Source organism: Nocardioides sp. Root682 (genome assembly GCF_001427795.1).
Classification (GTDB): Bacteria; Actinomycetota; Actinomycetes; order Propionibacteriales; family Nocardioidaceae; genus Nocardioides.
On record NZ_LMHJ01000002.1, the window covers coordinates 508,054 to 530,913 of the forward strand.

Consider the following 22,860-nt stretch of genomic DNA (forward strand, 5'->3'; position numbering starts at 1 on the left):
CCGCCCAATCGGCGGAGTGCCATCACCGTCGATGGCGTGGATGGCGCGAGCAGCTAGCGACGACGGGTGATCATCAGCACCGCTCCGAAGGCCAGAAGCGCTGCGGGTAGGGAAACGGCCAGGGCCCACGAGTCTGCGCTCGCCGCCGAGCCCAACGTCGGCACCAGGAACGCGCTCTTGCAGGATCCGCTGTCGAACTCGCCCTGCACACAAAGGACGGGCCACGTTGCCCCAAGGACGAGGAGACTGGCCACGGTCGCCAGCACCCATCGCATGGATCAACCGTACGCGCGAAGCGACGTCTCCGCCCGCTCATGGCACAGAGTGCGCGCCCGGCACCTGGCCGACGCCAGTTCCCGTTCGGTGGGCGAGCATCAAGCCGCTCACGTCGCCGCCGAGGACCTTGGCTGGCCTCGCGTGCGCCACCTACTTGGCTGAAGTGGCGACCAACCAGGGACCGGTAGGGTCGCCGACATGGCGTCCCCGGCGATCGAGATCGAGGTCGAGAACCGCGTCGTGCGGGTCAGCAACCCCGATCGCGTGTACTTCCCGGAGATCGGTGCCACCAAGCTGAACCTGGTCGAGTACTACCTCGCCGTCGGCGAGGGCATCGTCAACGCGCTGAGCGAGCGGCCGTGCATGTTGCACCGCTTCCCCAAGGGGCTGGCGGGGGAGAAGGTCCACCAGAAGCGGCTCCCTGCGGGGGCTCCGCCGTGGGTGGAGACCGTCGAGCTGTTCTTCCCGCGCTGGAAGCGCACCGCTGACGAGCTGTGTGTGACCGAGCTGGCGTCGGTGATCTGGGCGGTGCAGATGTCCACGGTGGAGTTCCACCCGTGGAACAGCCGCAGGGGTGCCGTCGAGCAGCCCGACGAGTGGCGGATCGATCTGGACCCCGGTCCCGAGGCGTCGTACGACAGCATCCGCAAGGTGGCCCACGTCGCCCACGAGGTGCTCGACGAGCTCGGTGCGGTCGGGTACCCGAAGACCAGCGGCAGCAAGGGGCTGCACGTCTACGTGCGGATCCGCCCCGACCACGAGCACAAGGCGGTACGGCGGGCTGCGCTCGCCTTCGCGCGCGAGGTCGAGCGGAGGGCGCCGGACCTGGTGACCACGACGTGGTGGACGAAGGACCGCGACCCGGCAGCGGTCTTCGTCGACTACAACCAGAACGCCCGCGACCACACGATCGCGGCGGCGTACTCGGTGCGTGGCCTGCCCGACGCCCGGGTCTCGACTCCGATCCGGTGGGACGAGATCGACGCCGCAGATCCGCGGGACTTCACGATCTTCACCGTTCCGGCACGGTTCGCCGAGATCGGCGACCTGCACCACGACATCGACGACCACGTCTTCGACATCGCGCCGCTGCTGGAGTGGGCGGATCGGGACGAGGCGGAAGGCAAAGCTGTGCTGGACGACCAGGAGGAGACCACGTGACGCTCGATGCGAGGGCACTGGATGCTGCGGACCCGCTGGGCGCACACCGTGACCTGTTCGTTGGATGGCAGACCTCACTGGTCTACCTCGACGGCAACTCCCTCGGCCGGCCGCTGCGGACCACTGCAGACCGGATCGGGTCGTTCGTCACCGAGGAGTGGGGTGGTCGTCTGATCCGCGGCTGGGACGAGCGCTGGTTCGAGCTGCCGCTCGAGCTCGGGGACCGTCTGGGCGCTGCGGCGCTGGGTGCTGGTGCCGGTCAGACGGCAGTCGGGGACTCGACCACGGTGCTGCTCTACAAGCTCGTCCGGGCCGCCGTCGCAGCCCACCCCGGTCGGAGCGAGATCGTCGTGGACCGCGACAACTTCCCCACCGACCGGTACGTCGTCGAGGGTGTCGCGAACGAATGTGGGCTGACCGTGCGGTGGCTCGACGTCGACCCGGACGGCGGCGTCACCGCGGACGGACTGGCTGCGGTCCTGGGCGACCAGACCGCGCTGGTGCTCGTGAGCCACGTCGCCTACAAGTCCGGTTGGCTGGCCGACATCGAGACGCTGACCCGGCTCGCCCACGATGCCGGCGCGTGGATCCTCGTCGACCTCTGTCACTCCTCGGGCGTCGTACCCGTGGAGCTGGATGCGTGGCAGGTGGACCTCGCCGTCGGCTGCACCTACAAGTACCTCAACGGGGGACCGGGCTCGCCGGCCTTCGGGTACGTCGCCCAACGACACCTCGAAGGCGAAGCGTTCGTCCAGCCCGTCCAGGGATGGATGGGCGCGGCCGACTCGTTCACGATGGGCCCGACCTACGTGCCCGCAACCGGCATCCGGAGACTGCTCAGCGGCACGCCGCCGATCATCGGGATGCTCGGGCTGGAGGACATGGTCGACCTGATCGAGGACGTCGGTGTCGCGGCCGTGCGCGAGAAGTCCGTCGCGCTGACGGAGTACGCCGCCGCTCTGATCGATCGTGACCTGCCCGACGTGCGGCTCGCGTCTCCGCGGGATCCCGCGCAGCGGGGCGGGCACGTGACGATCGCGCACCCACGGATGCGCGCTGTCACTGCGGACCTGTGGGCACGGGACGTGCTGCCCGACTTCCGGGAACCCGACGGCTTGCGTCTCGGCCTGTCACCCCTCTCGACGTCCTTCGCGGAGGTCGAGGCGGGGATCGCTGCGATCGCGGCGGCGCTCAGGCGCTGAGCTGCTCCGAGAGCGCTGCGCGGAGCTCGCGCGCCTGCGCGTGCAGGACCGCAGCGGCGAAACCGTTGCCGCACGCGTCCTCGTGGTCGGCCTTCTCGTCCCAGACATCGGCGAGATGGGCGACGGCTGCCAGCGGCTTGGCGCTGGCCTGGTCCTGGGCCCGCTTGCGGGCCTCACTGTTCATCATCATGCGGGCCTCCTGGGGCCGAGATTTGCATCGTAGGCTCACCATCGGCCCCTTCGTGGCGGATCGGAGAAGTTCAGATCCGGCCCCACGTCCTGCCGCCGTCGATCGACTGGAGCAGCCCGTCCGTGGTGGCCAGGTAGAGATTGCCGTCGACGTCGGCCGCGTCCCAGACGGAGACATCCGCGGCGAGGTCCGTGTCTGCGGGAACGGCGCCCTGCTCGGTCACCAGCACCGGATCGGCGCCGGGCACCAGGACGCGATCAGCCGCGAGCGGTGTCGTGCTCGGGAGGTTGTCCGTCGGGTTCCCGAAGCCGACGAACTGGTCGCTGCCCGGTGTCCAGCGGTAGATGGTGGCCTCGGGCTCCCCAGCGCCTTCACACGTCATGAACACCGCCCCGTCCGTGGGCAGCAGGCGGTGCTCGCCCGAGCACGGCCAGTTGAGCTCGCTCCACACGGTGCCCCCGTCGGTACTGAGCCGCGGCACCGAGGTGGTGTTGCCCTCGCCGGTCGGTCGCGGTTCGACGACCACAGCGTCACCGACGACCGCGAGGCCTTGGTAGCCATCGGCGTCGGGGACATCGAGTTGTTCGAAGTCGTCACTGCCGATCCGTGAGCGCCAGAGACTGCCACTGCCCAGATTGACGATCCACGCGTACGACGCGGAGGAATCCACCAGGTAGCTGTCGCCGATGTCTTCCGGTGCCTCCGGTGGCAGGTCGAGCGAGGCCCACGTGAGGCCGGCATCGTGGGTCGCCCAGACCTGCCCAGCGGCGGCTGCCCAGCCGTTGGCCCCGTCGGGCGAGAACGAGAGCCGGTCGACGAACGGCACCGGGAACCGGTGTATCTCGACGAGCTTGAAGCGGTCGCGCCGGTAGAGCACCGAACAGTCGCAATCAAGGTCGTCGGACGTCACGTAGAGGTGGTCTCCGCCAGCTTCCACCGCCAGTGGAGACGACAGGACCAGGACCCCGCCGGGCGTGATGTTGGTGGTCGGATCGGTGACGGTCTCCGTGGGTCTTGGCGCCGGGGAAGGAGTCGAATCGTCCCTGGTGAGCAACGAGCCACCGAGCGCGACGCCAGCGACCACGAGCCCGGACGCTGCCACCGCCCCGATCGTGGTGCGGGTCGTACGGCGGCGCCGTGCGCCACGGCGTACGTCGCTGAGCATCCGGTCGGCGGCGCCGTCCACCTCTGCACGGAAGGTCTGGCGCAGGGCGTCCTCCAGCTCGGTCATGGCGTCTCCTCCCGGTCAGCGAAGCTGGGCAGCTGGTCACGCAGCGCCGCCATGGCGCGATGGGCCTGGCTCTTGACCGTCCCGATCGAGCACCCGAGTACGTCGGCGGTCTGCGCCTCGGTGAGGTCCTCGTAGTAGCGCAGCGCGATCACCGCGCGTTGCCGCGGTGGCAGCCGTCGTACGGCGGCAAGGAGCTCGTGGTCGAACGGCGGCTCCGATCGGCCGGACCCGGCATCGACCCGGTCGGTGAGCGGCCGCTCCCGGTGCACCTTGCGCCAGACCGAGACGCTGCGGTTGACCATCGCCCGTCGTACGAACGCCTCGGGGTCATCGACCCGTTTCCACCGCAGCAGGGTGCGCTCCAGGGCGTCCTGCACGAGGTCCGCACCGCGCTGTTCGTCGCCGGTGAGGGCACGTCCGAGCTTGAGCAGGTGGGGGAGTCGCGCCTCGACGAACGCCGCGAACGCGGCATCGTCCCGTTCGTCCGCGCTGCGTTCGGCGGCGCCCTTCGGGGGCCGCGTCGTCATGGCGCCTCCACCAGGCTCATGTTGCCGCTCCATGCCCCAAGGACGCGCCAGCCACGCAAAGGGTTGTACGCGAGTTTCCCGGCGCGCGAACCGGCTCCCTAGACTGACCGCTCGTGGGCCACATCCAGATCACGCCGTCGATCCTCAACTCCGACTTCGCGAAGCTCGGGGAGGAAGTGGCGCGGATCCCCGGGGCCGACTGGGTGCACGTCGACGTCATGGACAACCACTTCGTCCCCAACCTGACGTTCGGCCCGACGATGGTCGAGGCGCTGGCCCGCGCCAGCTCGGTACCGCTCGACGCGCACCTGATGATCGACGACGCGGACCGCAACGCCCTCGCCTACGTCGAGGCCGGCTGCGGCTCGGTCACCTTCCACGTGGAGGCGGCCAAGGCACCCATTCGCCTGGCACGCGAGATCCGCAAGGCCGGCGCGCGGGCGAGCATGGCCCTCAAGCCCGCGACCCCCATCGAGCCCTACGAGGACATGCTCGCCGAGCTCGACATGCTGCTGATCATGACCGTGGAGCCGGGCTTCGGCGGCCAGAAGTTCTTGGACATGTGCCTCCCCAAGATCCGGCGGGCCCGGGCGCTGATGGACAAGCACGGCGTCGAGACCTGGTTGCAGGTCGACGGCGGAGTCTCCCTGGAGACCATCGAGCGGTGCGCGGAAGCGGGAGCCGACGTGTTCGTGGCCGGCTCGGCCGTCTACTCCGCCGAGGATCCGGACAAGATGATCGCTGCGCTGCGGGAGACGGCGACTGCCGCGCAGGCGAAGTAGGTCAGCACCGCACGCGTACTGTCGGTGGGGAAGCCGTTCAGGCTTCCACTCAAAGGAGCAGCAATGGCCGACAAGTCACCTCGTCAGAACCTGTCCAAGAAAGCGGGCAAGTCTCTGAAGGAGAAGCGCGCGGACAAGCACGCGAAGGCCGATGCCAAGAGCACCGCGATCGTTCCCCCGGGCAAGGGTCGCTGAGGACCGCGGTCCTGAACACGCTGTGACACGACCGGGGCCTCGCCTGACGGCGGGGTCCTGGCTGTGGCGCCCGGTCACAGGTTCGGCGGTGCGCCGATCTCGACCGGGACCTCGCCCTGGTGCTCGTTGAGCCATGCCCCGAGCTGCTGGAGCGGCTCGGTTGCCGCATGGTCGAGGACTGCGATCAGCGCGGCTGACGCGGGCGACACCTGGAACGCTCCGGCCAGTGCCCTCGACTGCACGTGATCACCGGCGACCTGGATGTACGACTCGTCCCGACTGATGAATCGCAGCACGGGGAGGTGTTCCGGGTCCTCGAGGAACGGCGGCACGATCTCCCACCAGTGCACTTCGACGCGCGCCAGGTCGTACCAGGCGAGGTGCGCCCATCCGCCGTCACCGGCCGCACCGCTGTGCAGCGCGATTCCGTCGCCGTCGAGACGGAGGATGGCGTCGTACCGCAGGCGGGAGCTGTTGCCGAACAGGCCGGCAACGCCCCAGCCCAGGATCAGCAGTCCGGCGGCTGCGGTCATGATCGCCTCGAGCTGGTCCAGCGAATCGAGGTCCTGGGTGCCGATGGCAACCAACATGCTCCCCGCCAGGACGAAGCCGAGTGCGACCGCGACAGGACGTAGCGGCGAGTGCTGACCGGCGGGCGCCGGTAGCCGAAGCTCCAGGGTGTCGCTCACTGCGTTTGTCCTGCCATGGGCTGCACCCTAACCTCGGGGCGTGGAGCTGCTGCCGACTGTCGAGTCGATTCATCTCGCCAAGGCGACCAGGCTCCCGATGCAGCCGAGGACCACCGTCGAGGTGGAGGCCGGCAAGGGCATCGTGGGGGACCGGTACCACGGCACGAAGCACCGCCACGTCACCGTGCAGAGCCGCGAGAGCCTCGACGAGGCGGCAGCCGTCTACGGGCGCGAAGTGCCTTCGCACCTGACCCGGCGCAACCTGACCGTGAGCCACGGCGTGATCCCACGCGATCCCGGTTCGCTCCTGCGGATCGGCCCGGTCCTGCTCGAGGCCGTGCGGGTCGCTGCCCCGTGCAAGCTGCTCGACGACACGATCGGCGCGGGCGCCCAGGAGGCACTTCGCCGTCGCGCCGGCACCGTGTTCCGGGTGCTCGAGGGCGGGACGATCAGCGTTGGCGACGCCGTCGAAGAGGTCAGCTCTCCAGCGCCGCGTCCAGCGTGATGCTGTCCACGCCGGCGAGTGCCTTGCTGATGATGCAGCCGGCCTTCGCCTTCTCCGCGGCTGCGACGAAGCCGTCGTTGTCGAGGCCCTCGGCCTCGCCGCGGACCGTGAGCTTGATCAGCGTGATCCGGAAGCCACCCGCGGGGTCCGGCCCGAGCGTGACGTCGGCCGTCACGTCCAGGGCGATCGGGGTCCCGCCGGCGTCCGCGATCGCCTTCGAGAGCGACATCGCGAAGCATGCCGAGTGGGCCGCGCCCACGAGCTCCTCAGGGCTGGTCGTGCCGTTGGCCTCGTCGGCCGCGCGCTTGGGGAACGACACGTCGTAGGTGCCGACGCCGGACGAGGTCAGCTCGACCTGTCCGGAACCATCCATGAGTCCGCCGTTCCAGGCGGTGCGTGCGGTGCGAATCGGCATGGGGGGACCTCTCAACGGCGAATGGACGTGTTCACCGTAGACCGAAGGTCAGGCGAGCGAAACCACGCAGTCGGCCAGCACGGGGGAGCCGTCACGGTCGCCGCCGTCGATCGCCGCCGTCGCCACGATCCGGTCGCCCTCCCGCCACCCGGTCACCTTGATCGCCTCGCCGGGGAACACCACGCCGGCGAACCGGCCGGTGAAACCAGCCACGGCAGCGGCCTCGCCACCGAGCAGGCCGTCGGTCAGCTCGCGCAGCACGATGCCGTAGGAGCACAGGCCGTGCAGGATCGGCGCCGGGAAGCCGGCCGACTTCGCGAAGTCGGGGTCGGCGTGCAGCGGGTTGCGGTCGCCACAGAGGCGGTAGAGCAGCGCCTGCTGCGGTGTCACCGTGTACGACGACTGGTGGTCGGGTGCGCGCTCGGGCACCACGACCGGCTCGGCCGAGCCCCGGTCGCCGCCCCAGCCGCCCTCGCCCTTGACGAAGATCGAGGAGCGGGCGCGCCACAGCTCCTCGCCGGACCCGCCAGAACTGTCCGCGCCGGACGTGGCGACGGACTCCTGCCAGATCACCGCGGCCTTCCCCTTGTCCCAGATGTCGGTGAGCGTGGTGCGGATCGTCGCCGTACCCGAGGTCGGCAGCGGGCCGGACACGGTGACGGACTGGGAGCCGTGCACGACCTGGGCCAGGTTGATGTCGCAACCGGGGAGGTCCAGCGGCGGCGGGTCGGTGTCGTGGAACGTCGGTGCGACGACCCCGAACGACGGCAGCACCTGGAGCGCTGCGTTGTCGAGCGTGTAGCGCAGTGCACCCGGTGACAGGTTGTCGCCTGTACGGGTGCCCGCGCCGATGCCGAGGTGGTACAGCAGGACGTCGGACTCGGTCCACGAGAACGTGCGGGCGCCGAGGTCGGCGCCGATCGCGACGGACGGGTCAATGGGCATGGGTGATGTCCTCCACAGCGAGGTAGCCGAACACGAGGGCGGGGCCGATCGTGCCACCCGGGCCCGGGTAGGTGTTGCCCATGACGGCGGACGACACGTTGCCGGCGGCGTACAGGCCGGCGATGACCGAGCCGTCCTCGCGGAGCACGCGGGCGCGCTCGTCGGTGACCAGTCCGCCCTTGGTGCCGAGGTCGCCCGGCACGATCTTGACGGCGTAGAACGGACCCTTCGCGATCGGTGCGAGGGAGCAGTTCGGCTTCACCTTGGGGTCCGAGTAGTACTTGTCGTACGCGCTCTCGCCGCGGTGGAAGTCCTCGTCGACGCCACTGCGCGCGAAGCCGTTGAAGCGCTCCACGGTTGCATCCAGGGCGTCCGCCGGGACGCCGACCAGCTCGGCCAGCTCGGCGAGCGAGTCGGCCCGCGCCACGACCTTGTCCTTGTACCAGCGACCCGGGAACGGCTGGCGTCCCGGCACCCCGGCGAAGAGGTACCGGTTGCGGTAGGTCTGGTCGAAGACCATGTACGACGGGACGTGCGGCACGCCGGTCGCCTCGCCCTTGTAGATCTCGTGCGTCGCCTCGACGTAGGGGAGCGCCTCGTTCATGTACCGCTGGCCGGCGGAGTTCACGATGATCGAGCCGGGCAGGTTGCGCTCGGCGAGGCAGAACCAGGCGCGACCGGGCAGCGGGATGGTGGGGCCCCACCAGGCGTCGTCGAGCAGGTCCGTGGCGGCACCGGCGGTCATGCCGGCAAGGAGTCCGCCACCGGTGTTCGACTTGGCGCCGGTCGACCACTCGGTGGTCGTCGGGTGCGGGAGGAACTTCTCGCGCAGCTCCTGGCTGTGCTCGAAGCCGCCCGAGCCGAGGATCACACCCCGCCGGGCGCGGATCTCCACGCGCTCGCCGTCACGGTCGACCACGACGCCGACCACCCGTCCGTCCTCGACGAGGAGGTCCTGCAGGGCGGTCTCGTAGGCGACCGGGACACCGGCGTCGGCGAGGCCCTTGCGCAGGCCGATCGCGATGGCGTTGCCCATCGCGAACATCTTCTTGCCGGTGGCGATCGCCAGCAGCCGCTTCACCATGATGCGGATCATCGTGAGCGGGCCCTTGATCGTGCGCAGGCCGAGGTTGATCTTGCGGAAGTCGGCCTGGGTGACGATCAGGTTGGCCGGTGCCTTCGTGTACGCCGGGTGCAGGCGATCGAGCTCGTCGCCGAGGAAGCGCGCGTCCAGCGGGACCGGCTCGACGCTGCGGCCGCGCGGGCGGCCACCGGGCTGCTCGGGCAGGTAGTCGGCGTACTCGGGGACCCAGCGGAAGCGGACGGGGGTCTGGTCCCGGATGAAGTCCATGACCTCGGGGCCGCGGTCGATGTAGGTGTCGCGGCGGACCTTCGGGACCACGTCGCCGACGATCGCGTCGAGGTAGGTCTTGGCCTTGTCCCGGTCACCGGGATCGTCCTGCCCGGCAGTCTTGAGCGCGTAATTGCCTGGAATCCAGACGCCGCCGCCACTCCGTGCGGTGGAACCGCCGAAGTAGGCGCTCTTCTCGATGACAATGGTGTCGAGGCCGTGGCGGCCGGCGCGCAGTGCTGCGCTCATGCCTGCGCCACCGGCGCCCACCACGACGACGTCGACCTCGGTCGGCAGGTCGTCGCTCGTGGCGGCTGAATGGGATCCCGTCATGGCACAAAACTGTAACAGGTTCTAGTATCTACATCGTGACTACTCCCACCGCCGTCGACGCCGCTGTGGCCCGCCTTGCGGACGCCCAGAAGACCCGGGTGCCGTGCGCGGCCGTCCGGGACCTGATCGGCACCGATGACCTGCCCGCCGCCTACGCCGTGCAGCAGGGTCTGGTGCAGGCCCGCCTCGACGGCGGCGTCAGCGTGGTGGGTCGCAAGATCGGAGCGACCTCCGAGGCGGTGCAGCGCCAGCTCGGCGTGGACCAGCCCGACTTCGGCTACCTGTTGAGCGACATGGACGTCAGCTACGGCGTCGAAGGTCGCCCGATCTCCATGAGCACGCTCGTGCAGCCGCGCGTGGAGGCGGAGGTGGCGTTCATCCTTGCCGCCGACATCAACCCGGCGACCGAGGAGGAGATCACGCTCGACCTCGTGCGCGCAGCCGTCGACGTTGCCCTGCCTGCTCTCGAGATCGTCGACTCGCGGATCGAGAACTGGGACATCGGCTTCACCGACACCGTGGCCGACAACGCCTCGAGCGGCCTCTACGTGGTCGGCCGCCAGGGTCGCCGCCTCGATGAGTTCGAGCCGCGTGACGTCGTCATGTCGCTCACCATCAACGGCGAGGAGCGCTCCTCCGGCAACGGCGCCGCCTGCCTGGGCGACCCGCTCGAGGCCCTGCGCTGGCTCGCCGTGCAGGCCTACCGCTTCGGGGATCCGTTGCGTGCCGGTCACCTGATCCTGTCCGGGGCCCTGGGCCCCTTCGTGCCGTTCGCGCCGGGAGACCGCGTCGAGGCATCCATCAGTGGCTTCGCGCCGCTGACTGTCGAGTTCGAGGAGTAGAGATGGTTTCGACAAGCTCAACCAGCGGGCGGAAGCTGACCGCGGCGATCGTGGGGCCGGGCAACATCGGGACGGACCTGCTGTTCAAGCTGCTGCGCAGCGACGTGGTCGAGCCGCGCTGGATGATCGGTGTGGACGCGGCGAGTGAGGGTCTGCGGATCGCGTCCGACAAGGGGCTCGAGGTCAGCCACGAGGGTGTGGACTGGTTGCTCAAGCAGGACGAGCTGCCCGACCTGCTCTTCGAGGCCACCTCTGCGTATGTGCACCGCGCCTATGCGCCGCGGTACGCCGAAGCGGGGATCCGGGCGATCGACCTGACCCCGGCTGCGGTCGGCCCGGCCGTGATCCCGCCGGTCAACGGTCTGGAACACGTCGGTGCGATGAACGTCAACATGATCACCTGCGGCGGTCAGGCCACCATCCCGATGGTCAACGCCGTCTCCCGGGTCACGCCGGTGCCGTACGCCGAGATCGTCGCCTCCGTGTCCAGCGTCAGCGCCGGACCCGGTACCCGCGCCAACATCGACGAATTCACCAGCACCACGTCCGCCGGCGTCGTGTCGATCGGTGGCGCCGAGCGCGGCAAGGCGATCATCATCCTCAACCCCGCCGAGCCCCCGATGATCATGCGCGACACGATCTTCTGTGCCGTCGACGCGGACGCCGACGAGGACGCCATCGCCGAGTCCGTGCACCGGATGGAGAAGGCGGTGCAGCAGTACGTGCCCGGGTACCGCCTCCTGCAGGAGCCCCAGTTCGACCCGGCTTCCGAAGCGACGCAGGGACGCAAGAAGGTCTCGATCTTCGTCGAGGTCGAGGGCGCGGGCGACTTCCTGCCGCCGTACTCGGGAAACCTGGACATCATGACCGCCGCCGCTGCGCAGGTCGGCGAGAACATCGCCCGCCACCTGATCGAGAACGCCGGGAGCAACTGACATGACCGACATCAACACCCTGCCCCGGACATGGTCCGGCAGCCACGGCGACGAGCCGTTCGGCACGCTCGACCTGCGGTTGACCGACACGTGCCTGCGCGACGGTTCGCACCACAAGCGCCACCAGTTCACCGCGACCGAGGTCCACGACATCGTCGAGGCCCTCGACAACTCCGGTGTGCCGGTCATCGAGGTCACACACGGTGACGGTCTCGGCGGCAGCAGCTTCAACTACGGCTTCTCCCGGACCCCCGAGCAGGAGCTGATCAAGATCGCGGCCGAGACGGCCAAGCGCGCGAAGATCGCGTTCCTGATGCTGCCGGGCCTGGGCACGAAGGACGACATCCGGGCGGCGCAGGACAACGGTGGCCAGATCTGCCGGATCGCCACGCACTGCACCGAGGCCGACGTGTCCATCCAGCACTTCGGCCTGGCCAGGGAGCTCGGTCTCGAGACCGTCGGGTTCCTGATGATGTCGCACACCCAGTCACCGGAGGTGCTGGCGAAGCAGGCGCGGATCATGGTCGACGCCGGCTGCCAGTGCGTCTACGTCGTCGACTCGGCCGGTGCATTGATCATGGAACAGACCGCCGACCGCGTGTCCGCCGTCGTTGCCGAGATCGGGCACCAGGCCGACGTGGGCTTCCACGGTCACGAGAACCTCGGCCTCGGGGTCGCGAACACCGTGATCGCTGCCCGGGCGGGCGCGACGCAGATCGACGGGTCGGTGCGCCGCTTCGGTGCCGGTGCCGGCAACACGCCGCTGGAGGCGTTCGTCGGGGTCGCGGACAAGCTCGGCTGGACCACCGGGGTGGACTTCCTCAAGATCGTCGACGCGTCCGAGGACGTCATCAAGCCGGCCATGCCCGAGGAGTGCCAGCTGGACCGGATGACGCTGATGATGGGCTACGCCGGCGTCTACTCGAGCTTCCTCAAGCACGCCGGCAACGCCGCCGATCGCTACGGCGTCTCGGGTGCCCAGATCCTCCTCGAAGCCGGCCGGCGCAAGCTCATCGGCGGCCAGGAGGACCAGCTCATCGACATCGCGCTGATGCTCAAGGCACGTGACGCGGAGTCCGTCAGCGTGTAGTACTTGCCAAAACTAGAACGTGTTCTATTATTGACCTGACTGACTGTCGCAGAAAACCAGGAGCTCCCCATGAACCAGGACTTCACCCCCGAGGTGGACGCCGTCCTTTCCGGCGTACGTGACCTGCTTCCGACCATTCGCGAGCGAGCCGAAGAGGGCGAGCGACTGCGCGTCATTCCGGACGCCTCCATCAAGGAGCTCGAGGAGACCGGTTTCTTCCGGCTTCTCCAGCCCAAGCGGTACGGCGGCCTCGAGGCCGACCCCGTTGCCTTCTACACCGCCGTGCGCGACATCGCCTCGGCCGACGGCGCCACCGGCTGGGTCTCCAGCGTCGTGGGTGTCCACCCCTGGCAGGTCGGCCTGTTCGCCGACGAGGCGCAGCAGGCGGTGTGGGGCGAGGACCAGACGGTGCGGCTCTCGTCGTCGTACGCCCCGACCGGCAAGGCGATCCTGGCCGAGGGCGGCTTCACGCTCTCGGGCAAGTGGAGCTTCTCCTCGGGCAGCGACCACTGCTCGTGGGTCCTGCTCGGTGGCCTGGTGTTCAACGAGGAGGGCCAGATCGTCGACTTCCGCACCTTCATGGTCCCGCGGGAGAAGTACCAGATCGTCGACGTGTGGAACGTCGTCGGCCTGCGGGGCACGGGCTCCAACGACATCGTCGTCGACGAGGTCTTCGTCCCGGAGGCGTTCACGCTCTCGATGGGGGAGACCGGCGCGTGCAAGGGTCCCGGCCAGGCTGTGAACACCAGCGACCTCTACAAGCTGCCGTTCCACTCGATCTTCACCTCGACCATCGCCACCCCGATCATCGGCATGGCCAAGGGCGCGTACGCGGAGCACGTCGAGATGCAGCAGAAGCGGGTCCGTGCGGCCTACCTCGGCGAGAAGGCCTCGCTGGACCCGTTCGCTGCAGTGCGCATCGCGCGCTCGTCCTCGGAGATCGACGCGGCCTGGGCGTTGCTGATCAGCAACATCCGCGAGGAGCAGGCCTACGTCGCCCGTGGCGAGCAGATCCCGCTCGAGCTGCGCCTGCGGGTGCGCCGCGACCAGGTGCTCGGCACCGCGCGCTCGATCGAGGCGATCGACTCGCTGTTCGAGGCCTCCGGTGGCCGCGCGCTGGCTGAGGGCACCTACCTCCAGCGGGCCTGGCGCGACGCCCACGCCGGACGCGTGCACGCCGCCAACGACCCCGAGCGGGCGCTCCAGATGTACGGCGCGCAGCAGTTCGGCCACAAGGTCGACCCGGGGATGTACTGACGTGGACTTCTCCAAAGAAGCGACCCGTCGCTCGGCGAAGGCCGGCGACATCACGCTGAACTACTACGAGGCCGGGGTCTCGACAAGCTCGACCACCGGAGAACTCGTGGGTGGCGGGCTGCCGTTCGTGCTGCTGCACGGTGGCGGGCCGGGCGCGTCCGCGTGGAGCAACTTCGGGTCCGCGTTGCCCCGCTTCGCCCAGACGTTCCGGACCCTGCTGGTCGACCAGCCGGGCTTCGGCTCCTCGGACAAGCCGGAGGTGACGGCCAACTACTTCCGTCACTCGGCGTCCTACCTCCTCAAGCTGCTCGACGAGCTGCAGATCGAGAAGATCCACCTGCTCGGCAACTCGCTCGGCGGCGGCACGGCCATGCGCTTCGCGCTGGAGAACCCGGACCGCGTCGGCCGGCTGGTCCTGATGGGCCCGGGTGGGCTGTCGGTGAACCTGTTCCACGCCGACCCCACCGAGGGCGTCCAGCGGCTGATGGACTTCAGCATGAACCCCAGCCGCGAGGCACTGCGGGCGTTCATCTCGACGATGGTCGTCAACCAGAAGCTGGTCACCGACGAGCTGGTCGAGGAACGCTTCGCCGACGCGACCGCACCCGGCTCGCTCGAGGCGATGCGCTCGATGGGCATGTCGTTCTGGAACCCGGAGTGGGCCGAGGACGGCATGCTCTGGCGCGAGGCGCACCGACTGCGCAAGCACACCCTGCTCACCTGGGGCCGCGAGGACCGGGTCAACCCGCTGGACGGTGCCCTGGTCGCGCTCAAGCAGATCCCCAAGGCTCAGCTCCACGTCTTCCCGAACTGCGGCCACTGGGCGCAGATCGAGGCGGCTGACGAGTTCGCCGAGATCTGCACCGCCTTCCTGTCCCGCCACGTCGAAAGGACTCCGGCATGACCATCGACATCAAGTCCATGGGCTACATCCGCGTGGCCAGCACCGACCTCGACGCGTGGACGAAGTTCGCCGGCAAGGTCCTCGGCCTGGCCGAGGGCCGCGGCCCGAACCCGGACCACCAGTACTGGCGGATCGACGAGGTCTCGGCCCGAATTGTCGTGTTCCCGTCCGACGTCGACCAGCTCGACTGCACCGGGTGGGAGCTCGCCGACCACCAGGCCCTGCAGGCTGCGCGTGAGCACCTGCAGAAGGCCGGAGTCGAGTTCGAGGAAGGCACCCGCGAGGAGCTCGCCGAGCGCCGGGTCCAGGAGCTGGTCCGGTTCCGCGACCCGTGGGACAACGTCTTCGAGCTCTACCACGGCATCACCTACGAATCGCGTCCCGTCGTGACGCCGTACGCCGCCAGGTTCGTGACCGGCGACCAGGGCCTGGGCCACATCGTGGTGCCGGTCCTCGACGACGTCGAGGCGCTCCGGTTCTACACCGAGGTGCTCGGCTTCCGGCTGCGTGACTCCATGAGCATGCCGGGCGAGTTCGTCGGCAAGGAGCCGGGCAGCAAGGTCTGGCTGCGCTTCCTCGGCGTCAACCCGCGCCACCACTCGCTGGCGTTCCTGCCGATGCCGAACCCGAGCAAGTGCGTCCACGTGATGCTCGAGGTCGACGAGCTCGACCACGTCGGCCGTGCACTGGAGCGGGTCCGCAAGAACGGTGCACCGCTGTCCGCGACGCTCGGGCGCCACATGAACGACGAGATGGTCTCGTTCTACGTGAAGTCCCCGGGCGGCTTCGACATCGAGTTCGGCACCGACGGCATGACCGTCGACGACCAGCGCTGGGTCGCCCGTGAGTCGACCGCGGTCTCGTACTGGGGTCACGTCTTCGGCGGCGGGCACTGAGCGCCGGCGGGATCGGGATCGCTACCGTGGGCGCCGTGCCGGCACCAGGGCTTCCTCCGTCGGGAGACGACATCCCCGAGGGGATCAGCGCCGACGCGCGAGCCACCTGGCCCCATCCCGAGCTGATCCAGTCCTGGCTCGGTGACGCCGAGGTCGACTTCGAGCTGCGTCCCGGCGAAGAGGTCGCCGTCCACGACGACCCCGAGGCCCAGGCGGCCGCCCGCCGGTTCCGCGACGTGCTCGGTTGCTTCGCCTCCGGCATCACCGTGATCACCACGATGAGTGGCGGCGAACCGGTGGGCATGACCTGCCAGTCCTTCTCGAGCGTCTCGCTCGACCCGCCTCTGGTCATGTTCGTCCCCGCCCGGTCGTCGCGGGCGTGGCCCCTCATCCAGCGCTCGGGGAGGTTCTGCGTCAACGTGCTCGCGGCAGATCAGGAGCACGTCTCGGGCCAGATGGCCTCGAAGGGTGCGGACAAGTTCGCCGGGATCGACTGGACGCCCGCGGCGTCGACCGGCTCACCGGTCATCGACGGGTCGTTGGCGCACCTGGACTGCACGATCCACGCGGTCTACGAGGGCGGTGACCACTACGTGGTGATCGGCAAGGTCGAGCACCTGGAGACCAACCAGGCCGCGGCCGCCGTCGTCGAACCCCTCCTCTATTTCAAGGGGCGATACCGCACGACCGATTCGTGACCTGAGCGCCCGCCCGCGCGTTGTTCCCGTGTGGTCCAGGGGGAATCGGGGGGAATCGGCGTGACGAAGACGTCTGTGGTTCGGTGGTCGGCAGCGGCGTTGGGGTGCGTTCTCGCACTCGGGTTCCTGTTGGCGACGCCAGCAGAGGGTGGACCGCGGAGCGAGAGCCGCAACGCTCCGATCGTCCTGGCGAACGCCGCCTACGCCCAGTCTCTCGACTCCACGGGGGTGGAGGACTACTGGACGGCGGACCGGATGGAGTCGGCGCTGCCCCTCGGGCTCGACGAGGTCGGCAACCCGATCAAGCCCCGCGCCGCCGCGCCCCGCTCGACGAGCCGCGCGACCACGCTGACGGCGCCCCGGAGCGTCGGCAAGCTGTTCTTCACGACGCCGCAGGGCAACGCCGTGTGTTCGGCCGCCGCGGTGAACACGGCCGAGAAGAACGTCATCATCACGGCGGCTCACTGTGCGCACAGCGGCAAGCCCAAGGCGTGCGGACTCCTGGGGACCCAGATCTGTCCCGGTCAGTACTACACGAACTTCCTCTTCGTGCCGCGCTACGCCAACGGCGCTGCGCCCGACGGCAAGTGGGCCGGTACCCGCGCGATCACCCACCAGCAGTGGATTGACTCCGAGAACCTCGACTTCGACCAGGCGCTCATCGAGGTCGCTCCGCGCAGCGGCCTCAACCTGGTCTCGGTCGTGGGCGGCAACGGGCTGGCCTGGAACTACCCGGCCACGGAGTCCGACATCCGGGTCTGGGGCTGGCCGGCCGAAGGCGTGTACAACGGCGAGACCGTGCAGCGCTGCGTCGGGAACACCACGCCGTTCGAGAGTGCGGGCGACGCGAAGATCCCCTGCCCGCTGACCGGCGGGGCCAGCGGTGGGCCGTGGTTCATCTCGATGGCCAACGCCAATGTGGGCTTCATCTGGGCGGTCACCTCGCGTCGCACGGTCACCGGGCCGGCGTACCTCATCGCCCACCCGGTGGGCCGCTCGATCCTGACCCTGCTCTCGGTTGCGCGTGCCTCACGGGTCGCACCTCGTACGACGGATCGGGCCGCGTCACGGACCAGCATCTCGCTGCGGGCAGTGCCCCCACGCGTCGGTCGGGGACAGCTCGTCCGGCTCAGGTCGCGCACGTCGGCCAGCACCCGAGTCGTGCTCGGTGTGCGGTACTCGGCCAACGGTGCGTGGCATCGGGTCGAGGTGAAGCGGACCGGTGGCGACGGCATCGTGGAGTTCCAGCAGAAGCCGGCGCGAGTGGGCCTGCGGTGGTACCGCGTGCGCACCACCACGGCCACGGCCACCGTGCGGGTCCGGGTCTACCCGTGTCCGCTGCCGGTGGACCGGACGGCGGCTGTGGTCGACGCCACGGGCTGCACTGCCCCTGTTGGCTGACCAATTGGTCGGGTTCTGGGGGACGATCGTCTCGACATGCACAGCCTTGACCCCACCGAAGACTTCGCGATCCGCCTGCTGCGGCGCTTCCTGCTGCTCTGCGAGCACCCGCGCACGCGCCAGCGGATGCTGGGCATGGTCCGGAACTCGACGCGTTTCGGCCCGGGAGCACCCAAGCTCTACGGCTGGATCAACAAGGCCGTGCTGAATCCGCGGTTCGTGCCCATCTCCGAGCGCCGAGCGATGTCGACCATGAAGGCCGAGCTGGTGGCGTCGCAGCTGATCGGACTGGCCATGACCCGCTACGTCCTGAAGCTGGAGCCGCTGGCGTCGGCGACGGTCGACGAGGTCGTCCGTCTCGCCGCACCGTCCATCCGGGCGGCGCTCCAGGGGGAGGACGGCTTCACGGCGGTCGTGCACACCGAGAGCGAGAAGGTCCGGCCCCGGCCGGCTGCGCCCCGGAGGGTGATCAGAGCGCCACGGATTCCCGGTGTCGGTGTGGTGCGCCGAAGAGGTGGCTCAGGGAGTGAGCCCGCTTGAAGACCAGGTGCGCGTCGTGTTCCCAGGTGATCGCGATGCCGCCGTGCAGCTGGATGCATTCGCTCGCCGCCAGCTGAGCCGTCTCGAGTGCGTACGACGCCGCCGCGTGGGTGAGGAACTCCGCCTCCACAGGGTCCGTGCCCTCGGCCAGCGCGTACGACGCCGCCCAGCTCGCTGACCGCGCCAGCTCGGTCGCGGCGAACACCTCGGCCAGGCGGTGCTTGATCGCCTGGAACGACCCGATGGGGCGTCCGAACTGCACCCGCTCCTTCGTGTAGCCGGTCGTCGTCTGCAGGGCCCGGTCGCACAGGCCGACGGCGAGGGCGGACACGGCGGCCGCCCCGATCAGCTCGGCCCGGGTGCGGGCGGCGGTGCCGTCGCCGATGACCGTGGTCTGCGCCGCGGACAGGTCGACGCGGCCGAGCCGGACGGACTGGTCCATCGACTCGGTCCACGTCGCCGTGGCACCGGTGACCTCGACGAGGTCGTCGCCGATGACGGCCAGCACGATGGCCGCCCGATCAGCGTCGAGGACCGGACCGTCGAGGACGATCGTCGCGATCTCACCGGCTGCGATGCGGGGGAGCAGGCGCCGCTTCGCGTCCTCGGTGCCGCCTGCGAGGAGCGACTCCGCTGCGACGACCGTGGCCAGCAGCGGCGACGGTGCGAGGCTCCGGCCGAGCTCTTCCAGGACGACGGCGGTCTCGAAGAACGTGGCCCCCACGCCGTCGTACTCCTCAGGGATGTTGAGGGCGGCGACGCCGATCTGCTCGCACAGGGTTGCCCAGAGGGCCTCGTCGTGTCCCGTGGGTGACGTCGACGCGGCGCGGACAGCTGTCGAGTCTGCCCGCTTCTCGAAGAGGCTGCGAATGGTGGCGGCGAGCTCGGTCTGCTCCTCGCTGAGCGCGAACCTCATCGCTCCGCCAACAGGGACTCGAGGATGCGCGCCCGGTGGAACGCTGGTGTGCCCCAGGCGGTGACCAGCGCGCGGATCTTCGTGATCCAGATGCTGAGGTCGAACTCCTGGGTGTAGCCGATCGCGCCGTGGACCTGGAGCCCGGTGCGGGAGGCGAGGTACGCCGCATCGCCGCAGGCCACCTTCGCCGCCGAGACGCTGCGCGGCGTCGGGTCGAGGGCGGCGCCGAAGACCAGTGGGCGCGCGAAGTCCAGAGCGATCCGTACGTGGGCCAGCGCGTGCTTGATCGCCTGGTACGACCCGATCTCGCGCCCGAACTGCTTGCGCTGCTTCACGTAGGTGACCGAGTCGGCCAGCACCCGCTCGCCGGCGCCGAGCAGCTGGGCAGCGGTGGCGAGGACCGCCAGATCAAACGCGGCCCGCAAGTTCGTCGAGTAGTCCGAGCCGCCAGGCGAGGACGTATCGAGACGCACGTCGAACAGCCGTCGCGCCCGGTCCACCGACACGTTCAGCTCACCAACAGTCGCCGCAGACAGCCCGTCGGGCCCCGCGACGTACACCTCATCGGCGACATCCGCGTCCAGCGCCCAGGGCACCTGCGGAGGGACCGCCACCGTGGCCACACCCTCGATCTCGCGACCCAGCGCGAGCGGCAGGTACGCCGCCGATTCCACCCAGGGGCACGGCACTGCGTGGCGGCCCAGCGCCTCGAAGGCGACGACGACCTCGACAGGAGTCGCCTCGCTGGCAAGCATGGTGAGCCCCTGCTCGGCGAGCCGCTGCCACAGCTTCAGGCCCGCTTCGTGGTTGCCCTCCGCCCAGGCGCGCGCAGCGCCCACGGTGTCGGAGGCGGCGAGCAGGGACTCCAGCGAGGACGCGAAGTCCTTCTGGTCCGTGGTGAGCTCGAACCTCATTTCTGGACTCCCTTCGGCTCGCGGGGCAGACCGAGGATCCGCTCGGCGATGATGTTGCGCTGGATCTCGTTGGTGCCGGCGTAGATCGGGCCGGACAGCGAGAAGGTGTAGCCGTCGAGCCAGCGGGACTCGACCTCTGCCCCGTTCCCGAGCAGGTCGAGCGCGGTCTCGTGCAGTGCGATGTCGAGCTCGCTCCACCACACCTTGTTGACGGAGCCGGCAGCGCCGATGTCGCCACCGTCCTTGAGCTTCGTGACGGTGCCCCAGGTGTAGAGGCGGTAGGCCTCGGCCTTGATCCAGGCGTCGACGACGGCCGTGGTGGCCGCTTCGCGGTCCGGACCATCGGACGTGCCGTCGTACAGGTCCAGCAGCCGGTCGGCAGCGGCGGTGAACCGCCCGGGCGAGCGCAGCGAGAGGCCACGTTCGTTGCCGGCCGTGCTCATGGCCACGCGCCAGCCGTCGCCGGGCGCGCCGAGCACGTCGGCGTCCGGGACGAAGACGTCGTCGAAGAACACCTCGGCGAAGCCGGCCTCGCCATCGAGCTGGGCGATGGGACGTACCGTGACGCCCTCGGCGTCGAGCGGGAACAGGAAGTAGGTCAGCCCGGAGTGCTTCTGGGCGTCCGGGTCGCTGCGGAACAGCCCGAAGCCCCAGTGGGCGAGGGCGGCGCGCGAGCACCAGATCTTCTGCCCGTTGAGCACCCAGCCACCGCGGTCGTCGTCCCGCCGGGCGGTCGAGCGCAACGACGCGAGGTCGGAACCGGCCTCCGGCTCGCTCCAGCACTGCGCCCAGACCTTCTCGCCGGTCGCCATCGACGGCAGGAACCTGTCCTGCTGGTCCTTGGTGCCGTGCTCGAACAGGATGGGGGACAGCAGGAAGATGCCGTTCTGGCCGACCCGCAGGGGTGCGCCGGCCCGGTAGTACTCCTCCTCGAAGATCACCCACTCGACGAGGGACGCCCCGCGACCGTGGTACTCCTCGGGCCAGGACACGACCGACCACCGTGCGTCCGAGAGCTTCGCCTCCCACTGCCGGTGCAGCTCGAAGCCCTCGGCAGTGTCGAGCGACGGCAGCGGCTCCGTCGGTACGTTCGCCGCCAGCCAGCCCCGGGCTTCGGCCTGGAAGGCCAGCTCGGACTCGGAGAGGGTCAGGTCCATTACTTCTTCCTCAGCTCGTTCTTGAGCACCTTGCCCCCGAGGTTCCGGGGGAGTGCGTCGATGTGCTCCACGAAGCGCGGCACCTTGAAGTTGGCGAGGCGGTCCTTCGCGAAGGCGATGACGGCCTCAGGGGTCACCTCGTTGGTCGAGCCTGTCGAGACCACGACGTACGCCTTCCCGACCTCGCCCATCCGCTCGTCGGGGACGCCGACGACGGCGACGTCGGTGATGCCGTCCATCCGCATCAGCGCCTGCTCGACCTCGGCGGGATAGACGTTGAAGCCACCCGAGATGTACATGTCCTTGAGTCGGTCGGTGATCCGCAGGTTGCCCTGGTCGTCGAGGACGCCGACGTCGCCGGTGTGCAGCCAGCCGTCGGGGTCGATGGCCTCAGCGGTCGCCCCGGGGTCGTCGAGGTAGCCGAGCATCACGAAGTCGCCACGGACGAGGAGCTCACCGCCCTCGCCGTCGGGTGCGTCGATCCGGACCTCCATGCCGGGGATGGCGCGTCCGCAGGTGGTGGCGACGAGCTCGGCCGGGTCTCCGGCGCGGGCCATCGTGACGACGACGGCCTCGGTCATGCCGAAGGCGGTCACGACCTGGTTGATGTCCAGCTCTTCCCGCATCCGTTCGATGAGTACGACGGGCACGACCGCCGCTCCGGTCACAGCGAGCCGCAGCGAGGTGAGGTCGTGGTCGGCGCGGTTCGGCGCGGCCAGGAGGGACTGGTAGATCGCCGGCGCACCCGGCAGCACGGTGATCTTCGCCGACTCGATGAGGGCCATCGTCCTGTCGAGGTCGAAGGTGGCGAGCGGGTAGAGGGTGGCGCCGGTGGTGAGGCCGGTGATGATGCCGACCTTGTAGCCGAAGGAGTGGAAGAACGGGTTGACCACGAGGTAGCGGTCGTCCGCGGTCACCCCTCCGAGGTCGCCCCACGCGCGCGCGACACCGACGGTCTGGCGGTGTGCGCTCATCGCGCCCTTCGGCTGGCCGGTCGTGCCCGAGGTGAAGAGGATGTCGGCGACGTCGTCAGGGGTGACGGCATCCGCGATCTCGTCGATGTCGCCGGGTTCGGCCGCGAGCTGGTCCAGGGCTGCCAGGTCGATGACGTCGCGCACGTTGCGCAGTTCGGCAGCACTCCGGAGCTCGCCGATCTGGTCACGGCCCAGGAAGCCATCGGCCACGAGCACGAGGGTGGCGCCGGAGCGCTCGACGATGTCGGCCGCCTCGTGACCGGTGTAGCGGGAGTTCAGGGGCACGAGGGTGCCGCCGGCGTACGAGACGGCCAGCGCTGCAACGACCCAGTCGATGCTGTTCGGCGCCCAGAGGGCGGCCCGTTCGCCGGCACCGAACCCGCGCTCGCGATAGCCGGCCGCGGTGCGACGTACGAGGTCGAGGATCCCGTTGAAGGAGACCGTGCGGTCACCGTCGACGTAGGCCGGCTTCTCGCCGTACCTGTCCGCGGCCGCGCGCAAGACGGCGGGAATCGTGTCCATGGCTGCACCCTA

The 22,860-nt window shown here is 69.5% G+C and carries 26 protein-coding genes; 14 read left to right on the top strand and 12 right to left on the bottom strand.

Features of this window, described 5'->3' with window-relative positions:
• Positions 1–53: 53 nt before the first annotated feature.
• Complete coding sequence (locus ASD84_RS14680) at positions 54–275, bottom strand: hypothetical protein (protein ID WP_056711778.1); 222 nt, start codon at positions 273–275, stop codon at positions 54–56.
• Positions 276–474: 199 nt separating this feature from the next.
• Between ASD84_RS14680 and ligD the strand changes: the two genes are divergently transcribed.
• Together ligD and ASD84_RS14690 are read left to right on the top strand one after the other, a co-directional pair.
• Positions 475–1,437, top strand: a complete 963-nt coding sequence (ligD, locus tag ASD84_RS14685; RefSeq protein WP_056711781.1) for a non-homologous end-joining DNA ligase — start codon at positions 475–477, stop codon at positions 1,435–1,437.
• Entirely contained in the window at positions 1,434–2,639 is a 1,206-nt protein-coding gene (locus tag ASD84_RS14690) for a kynureninase (RefSeq protein WP_056711784.1), read from the top strand. Before ligD ends, ASD84_RS14690 begins: the two co-directional genes overlap by 4 nt.
• Here the strand turns inward: ASD84_RS14690 and ASD84_RS14695 are convergent.
• From ASD84_RS14695 to ASD84_RS14705, 3 genes are all read right to left on the bottom strand, one after another.
• A complete protein-coding gene (locus tag ASD84_RS14695; RefSeq protein WP_056711785.1) occupies positions 2,629–2,829 on the bottom strand; it encodes a hypothetical protein in 201 nt (66 codons plus the stop codon). The two genes, ASD84_RS14690 and ASD84_RS14695, sit on opposite strands and share 11 nt — an antisense overlap.
• A 70-nt stretch (positions 2,830–2,899) precedes the next feature.
• On the bottom strand, positions 2,900–4,060 hold the full coding sequence (locus tag ASD84_RS14700) for a hypothetical protein (protein WP_056711789.1): 1,161 nt from the start codon (positions 4,058–4,060) through the stop codon (positions 2,900–2,902).
• The gene (locus tag ASD84_RS14705) at positions 4,057–4,587 is read right to left on the bottom strand and encodes a SigE family RNA polymerase sigma factor (RefSeq protein ID WP_200954580.1); all 531 of its coding nucleotides are present in this window, start codon (positions 4,585–4,587) and stop codon (positions 4,057–4,059) included. The genes ASD84_RS14700 and ASD84_RS14705 overlap by 4 nt, the downstream gene beginning before the upstream one ends.
• A gap of 113 nt (positions 4,588–4,700) precedes the next feature.
• Here ASD84_RS14705 and rpe point away from each other — a divergent pair, with 113 nt between their 5' ends.
• Together rpe and ASD84_RS26025 are read left to right on the top strand one after the other, a co-directional pair.
• Complete coding sequence (gene rpe, locus ASD84_RS14710) at positions 4,701–5,369, top strand: ribulose-phosphate 3-epimerase (protein ID WP_082573527.1); 669 nt, start codon at positions 4,701–4,703, stop codon at positions 5,367–5,369.
• Between the two features lie 63 nt (positions 5,370–5,432).
• Complete coding sequence (locus ASD84_RS26025) at positions 5,433–5,564, top strand: hypothetical protein (RefSeq protein WP_268788479.1); 132 nt, start codon at positions 5,433–5,435, stop codon at positions 5,562–5,564.
• Between the two features lie 74 nt (positions 5,565–5,638).
• On the opposite strand, the gene ASD84_RS14715 is transcribed toward ASD84_RS26025, so the two are convergent.
• A complete protein-coding gene (locus tag ASD84_RS14715; RefSeq protein WP_056711792.1) occupies positions 5,639–6,253 on the bottom strand; it encodes a hypothetical protein in 615 nt (204 codons plus the stop codon).
• 40 nt (positions 6,254–6,293) lie between these two features.
• On the opposite strand from ASD84_RS14715, the gene ASD84_RS14720 reads away from it, so the two are divergent.
• On the top strand, positions 6,294–6,758 hold the full coding sequence (locus ASD84_RS14720) for an MOSC domain-containing protein (RefSeq protein ID WP_200954581.1): 465 nt from the start codon (positions 6,294–6,296) through the stop codon (positions 6,756–6,758).
• Here ASD84_RS14720 and ASD84_RS14725 read toward each other — a convergent pair.
• The 3 genes from ASD84_RS14725 to kstD are packed head-to-tail and all read right to left on the bottom strand — an operon-like array spanning position 6,730 to position 9,802.
• Positions 6,730–7,173, bottom strand: coding sequence for an OsmC family peroxiredoxin (locus ASD84_RS14725; protein WP_056711795.1), 444 nt, complete (start codon positions 7,171–7,173; stop codon positions 6,730–6,732). The genes ASD84_RS14720 and ASD84_RS14725 overlap by 29 nt on opposite strands.
• Before the next feature lie 48 nt (positions 7,174–7,221).
• The gene (locus ASD84_RS14730) at positions 7,222–8,118 is read right to left on the bottom strand and encodes a MaoC/PaaZ C-terminal domain-containing protein (protein WP_056711799.1); all 897 of its coding nucleotides are present in this window, start codon (positions 8,116–8,118) and stop codon (positions 7,222–7,224) included.
• A complete protein-coding gene (gene kstD, locus ASD84_RS14735) occupies positions 8,108–9,802 on the bottom strand; it encodes a 3-oxosteroid 1-dehydrogenase (RefSeq protein WP_056711803.1) in 1,695 nt (564 codons plus the stop codon). The genes ASD84_RS14730 and kstD overlap by 11 nt, the downstream gene beginning before the upstream one ends.
• A gap of 35 nt (positions 9,803–9,837) precedes the next feature.
• Here kstD and ASD84_RS14740 point away from each other — a divergent pair, with 35 nt between their 5' ends.
• The 9 genes from ASD84_RS14740 (at position 9,838) to ASD84_RS14780 (ending at position 18,365) form a co-directional block, all read left to right on the top strand.
• The gene (locus ASD84_RS14740) at positions 9,838–10,644 is read left to right on the top strand and encodes a 2-keto-4-pentenoate hydratase (protein WP_235531124.1); all 807 of its coding nucleotides are present in this window, start codon (positions 9,838–9,840) and stop codon (positions 10,642–10,644) included.
• A gap of 2 nt (positions 10,645–10,646) precedes the next feature.
• Positions 10,647–11,579 (top strand): acetaldehyde dehydrogenase (acetylating), encoded by a 933-nt coding sequence (locus ASD84_RS14745; RefSeq protein ID WP_056711805.1) that lies wholly within the window; start codon positions 10,647–10,649, stop codon positions 11,577–11,579.
• A 1-nt stretch (position 11,580) separates the two neighbouring features.
• Positions 11,581–12,669, top strand: coding sequence for a 4-hydroxy-2-oxovalerate aldolase (gene dmpG, locus ASD84_RS14750; protein ID WP_082573529.1), 1,089 nt, complete (start codon positions 11,581–11,583; stop codon positions 12,667–12,669).
• A gap of 69 nt (positions 12,670–12,738) precedes the next feature.
• Positions 12,739–13,926: a 3-hydroxy-9,10-secoandrosta-1,3,5(10)-triene-9,17-dione monooxygenase oxygenase subunit gene (gene hsaA / locus ASD84_RS14755; RefSeq protein ID WP_056711807.1), complete on the top strand. Its 1,188-nt coding sequence runs from the start codon at positions 12,739–12,741 to the stop codon at positions 13,924–13,926.
• Position 13,927: 1 nt separating this feature from the next.
• On the top strand, positions 13,928–14,830 hold the full coding sequence (hsaD, locus tag ASD84_RS14760; RefSeq protein ID WP_056711810.1) for a 4,5:9,10-diseco-3-hydroxy-5,9,17-trioxoandrosta-1(10),2-diene-4-oate hydrolase: 903 nt from the start codon (positions 13,928–13,930) through the stop codon (positions 14,828–14,830).
• Positions 14,827–15,726: an iron-dependent extradiol dioxygenase HsaC gene (gene hsaC / locus ASD84_RS14765; protein WP_056711812.1), complete on the top strand. Its 900-nt coding sequence runs from the start codon at positions 14,827–14,829 to the stop codon at positions 15,724–15,726. The genes hsaD and hsaC overlap by 4 nt, the downstream gene beginning before the upstream one ends.
• Positions 15,727–15,761: 35 nt before the next feature.
• Positions 15,762–16,424, top strand: coding sequence for a flavin reductase family protein (locus tag ASD84_RS14770; protein ID WP_235531125.1), 663 nt, complete (start codon positions 15,762–15,764; stop codon positions 16,422–16,424).
• A 60-nt stretch (positions 16,425–16,484) separates the two neighbouring features.
• Positions 16,485–17,825, top strand: coding sequence for a trypsin-like serine peptidase (locus ASD84_RS14775; RefSeq protein WP_156391956.1), 1,341 nt, complete (start codon positions 16,485–16,487; stop codon positions 17,823–17,825).
• A 36-nt stretch (positions 17,826–17,861) separates the two neighbouring features.
• The gene (locus ASD84_RS14780; RefSeq protein WP_056711817.1) at positions 17,862–18,365 is read left to right on the top strand and encodes a hypothetical protein; all 504 of its coding nucleotides are present in this window, start codon (positions 17,862–17,864) and stop codon (positions 18,363–18,365) included.
• Here ASD84_RS14780 and ASD84_RS14785 read toward each other — a convergent pair.
• Genes ASD84_RS14785 through ASD84_RS14800 form a run of 4 tightly spaced genes read right to left on the bottom strand, consistent with a single transcriptional unit; the run spans position 18,295 to position 22,848 of the window.
• Complete coding sequence (locus tag ASD84_RS14785; protein WP_056711820.1) at positions 18,295–19,281, bottom strand: acyl-CoA dehydrogenase family protein; 987 nt, start codon at positions 19,279–19,281, stop codon at positions 18,295–18,297. The genes ASD84_RS14780 and ASD84_RS14785 overlap by 71 nt on opposite strands.
• Positions 19,278–20,195 (bottom strand): acyl-CoA dehydrogenase family protein, encoded by a 918-nt coding sequence (locus ASD84_RS14790; RefSeq protein ID WP_056711823.1) that lies wholly within the window; start codon positions 20,193–20,195, stop codon positions 19,278–19,280. Before ASD84_RS14790 ends, ASD84_RS14785 begins: the two co-directional genes overlap by 4 nt.
• Positions 20,192–21,352, bottom strand: a complete 1,161-nt coding sequence (locus ASD84_RS14795; RefSeq protein ID WP_056711826.1) for an acyl-CoA dehydrogenase family protein — start codon at positions 21,350–21,352, stop codon at positions 20,192–20,194. The genes ASD84_RS14790 and ASD84_RS14795 overlap by 4 nt, the downstream gene beginning before the upstream one ends.
• Positions 21,352–22,848, bottom strand: coding sequence for a FadD3 family acyl-CoA ligase (locus ASD84_RS14800; protein ID WP_056711829.1), 1,497 nt, complete (start codon positions 22,846–22,848; stop codon positions 21,352–21,354). The genes ASD84_RS14795 and ASD84_RS14800 overlap by 1 nt, the downstream gene beginning before the upstream one ends.
• Between the last annotated feature and the right edge of the window lie 12 nt (positions 22,849–22,860).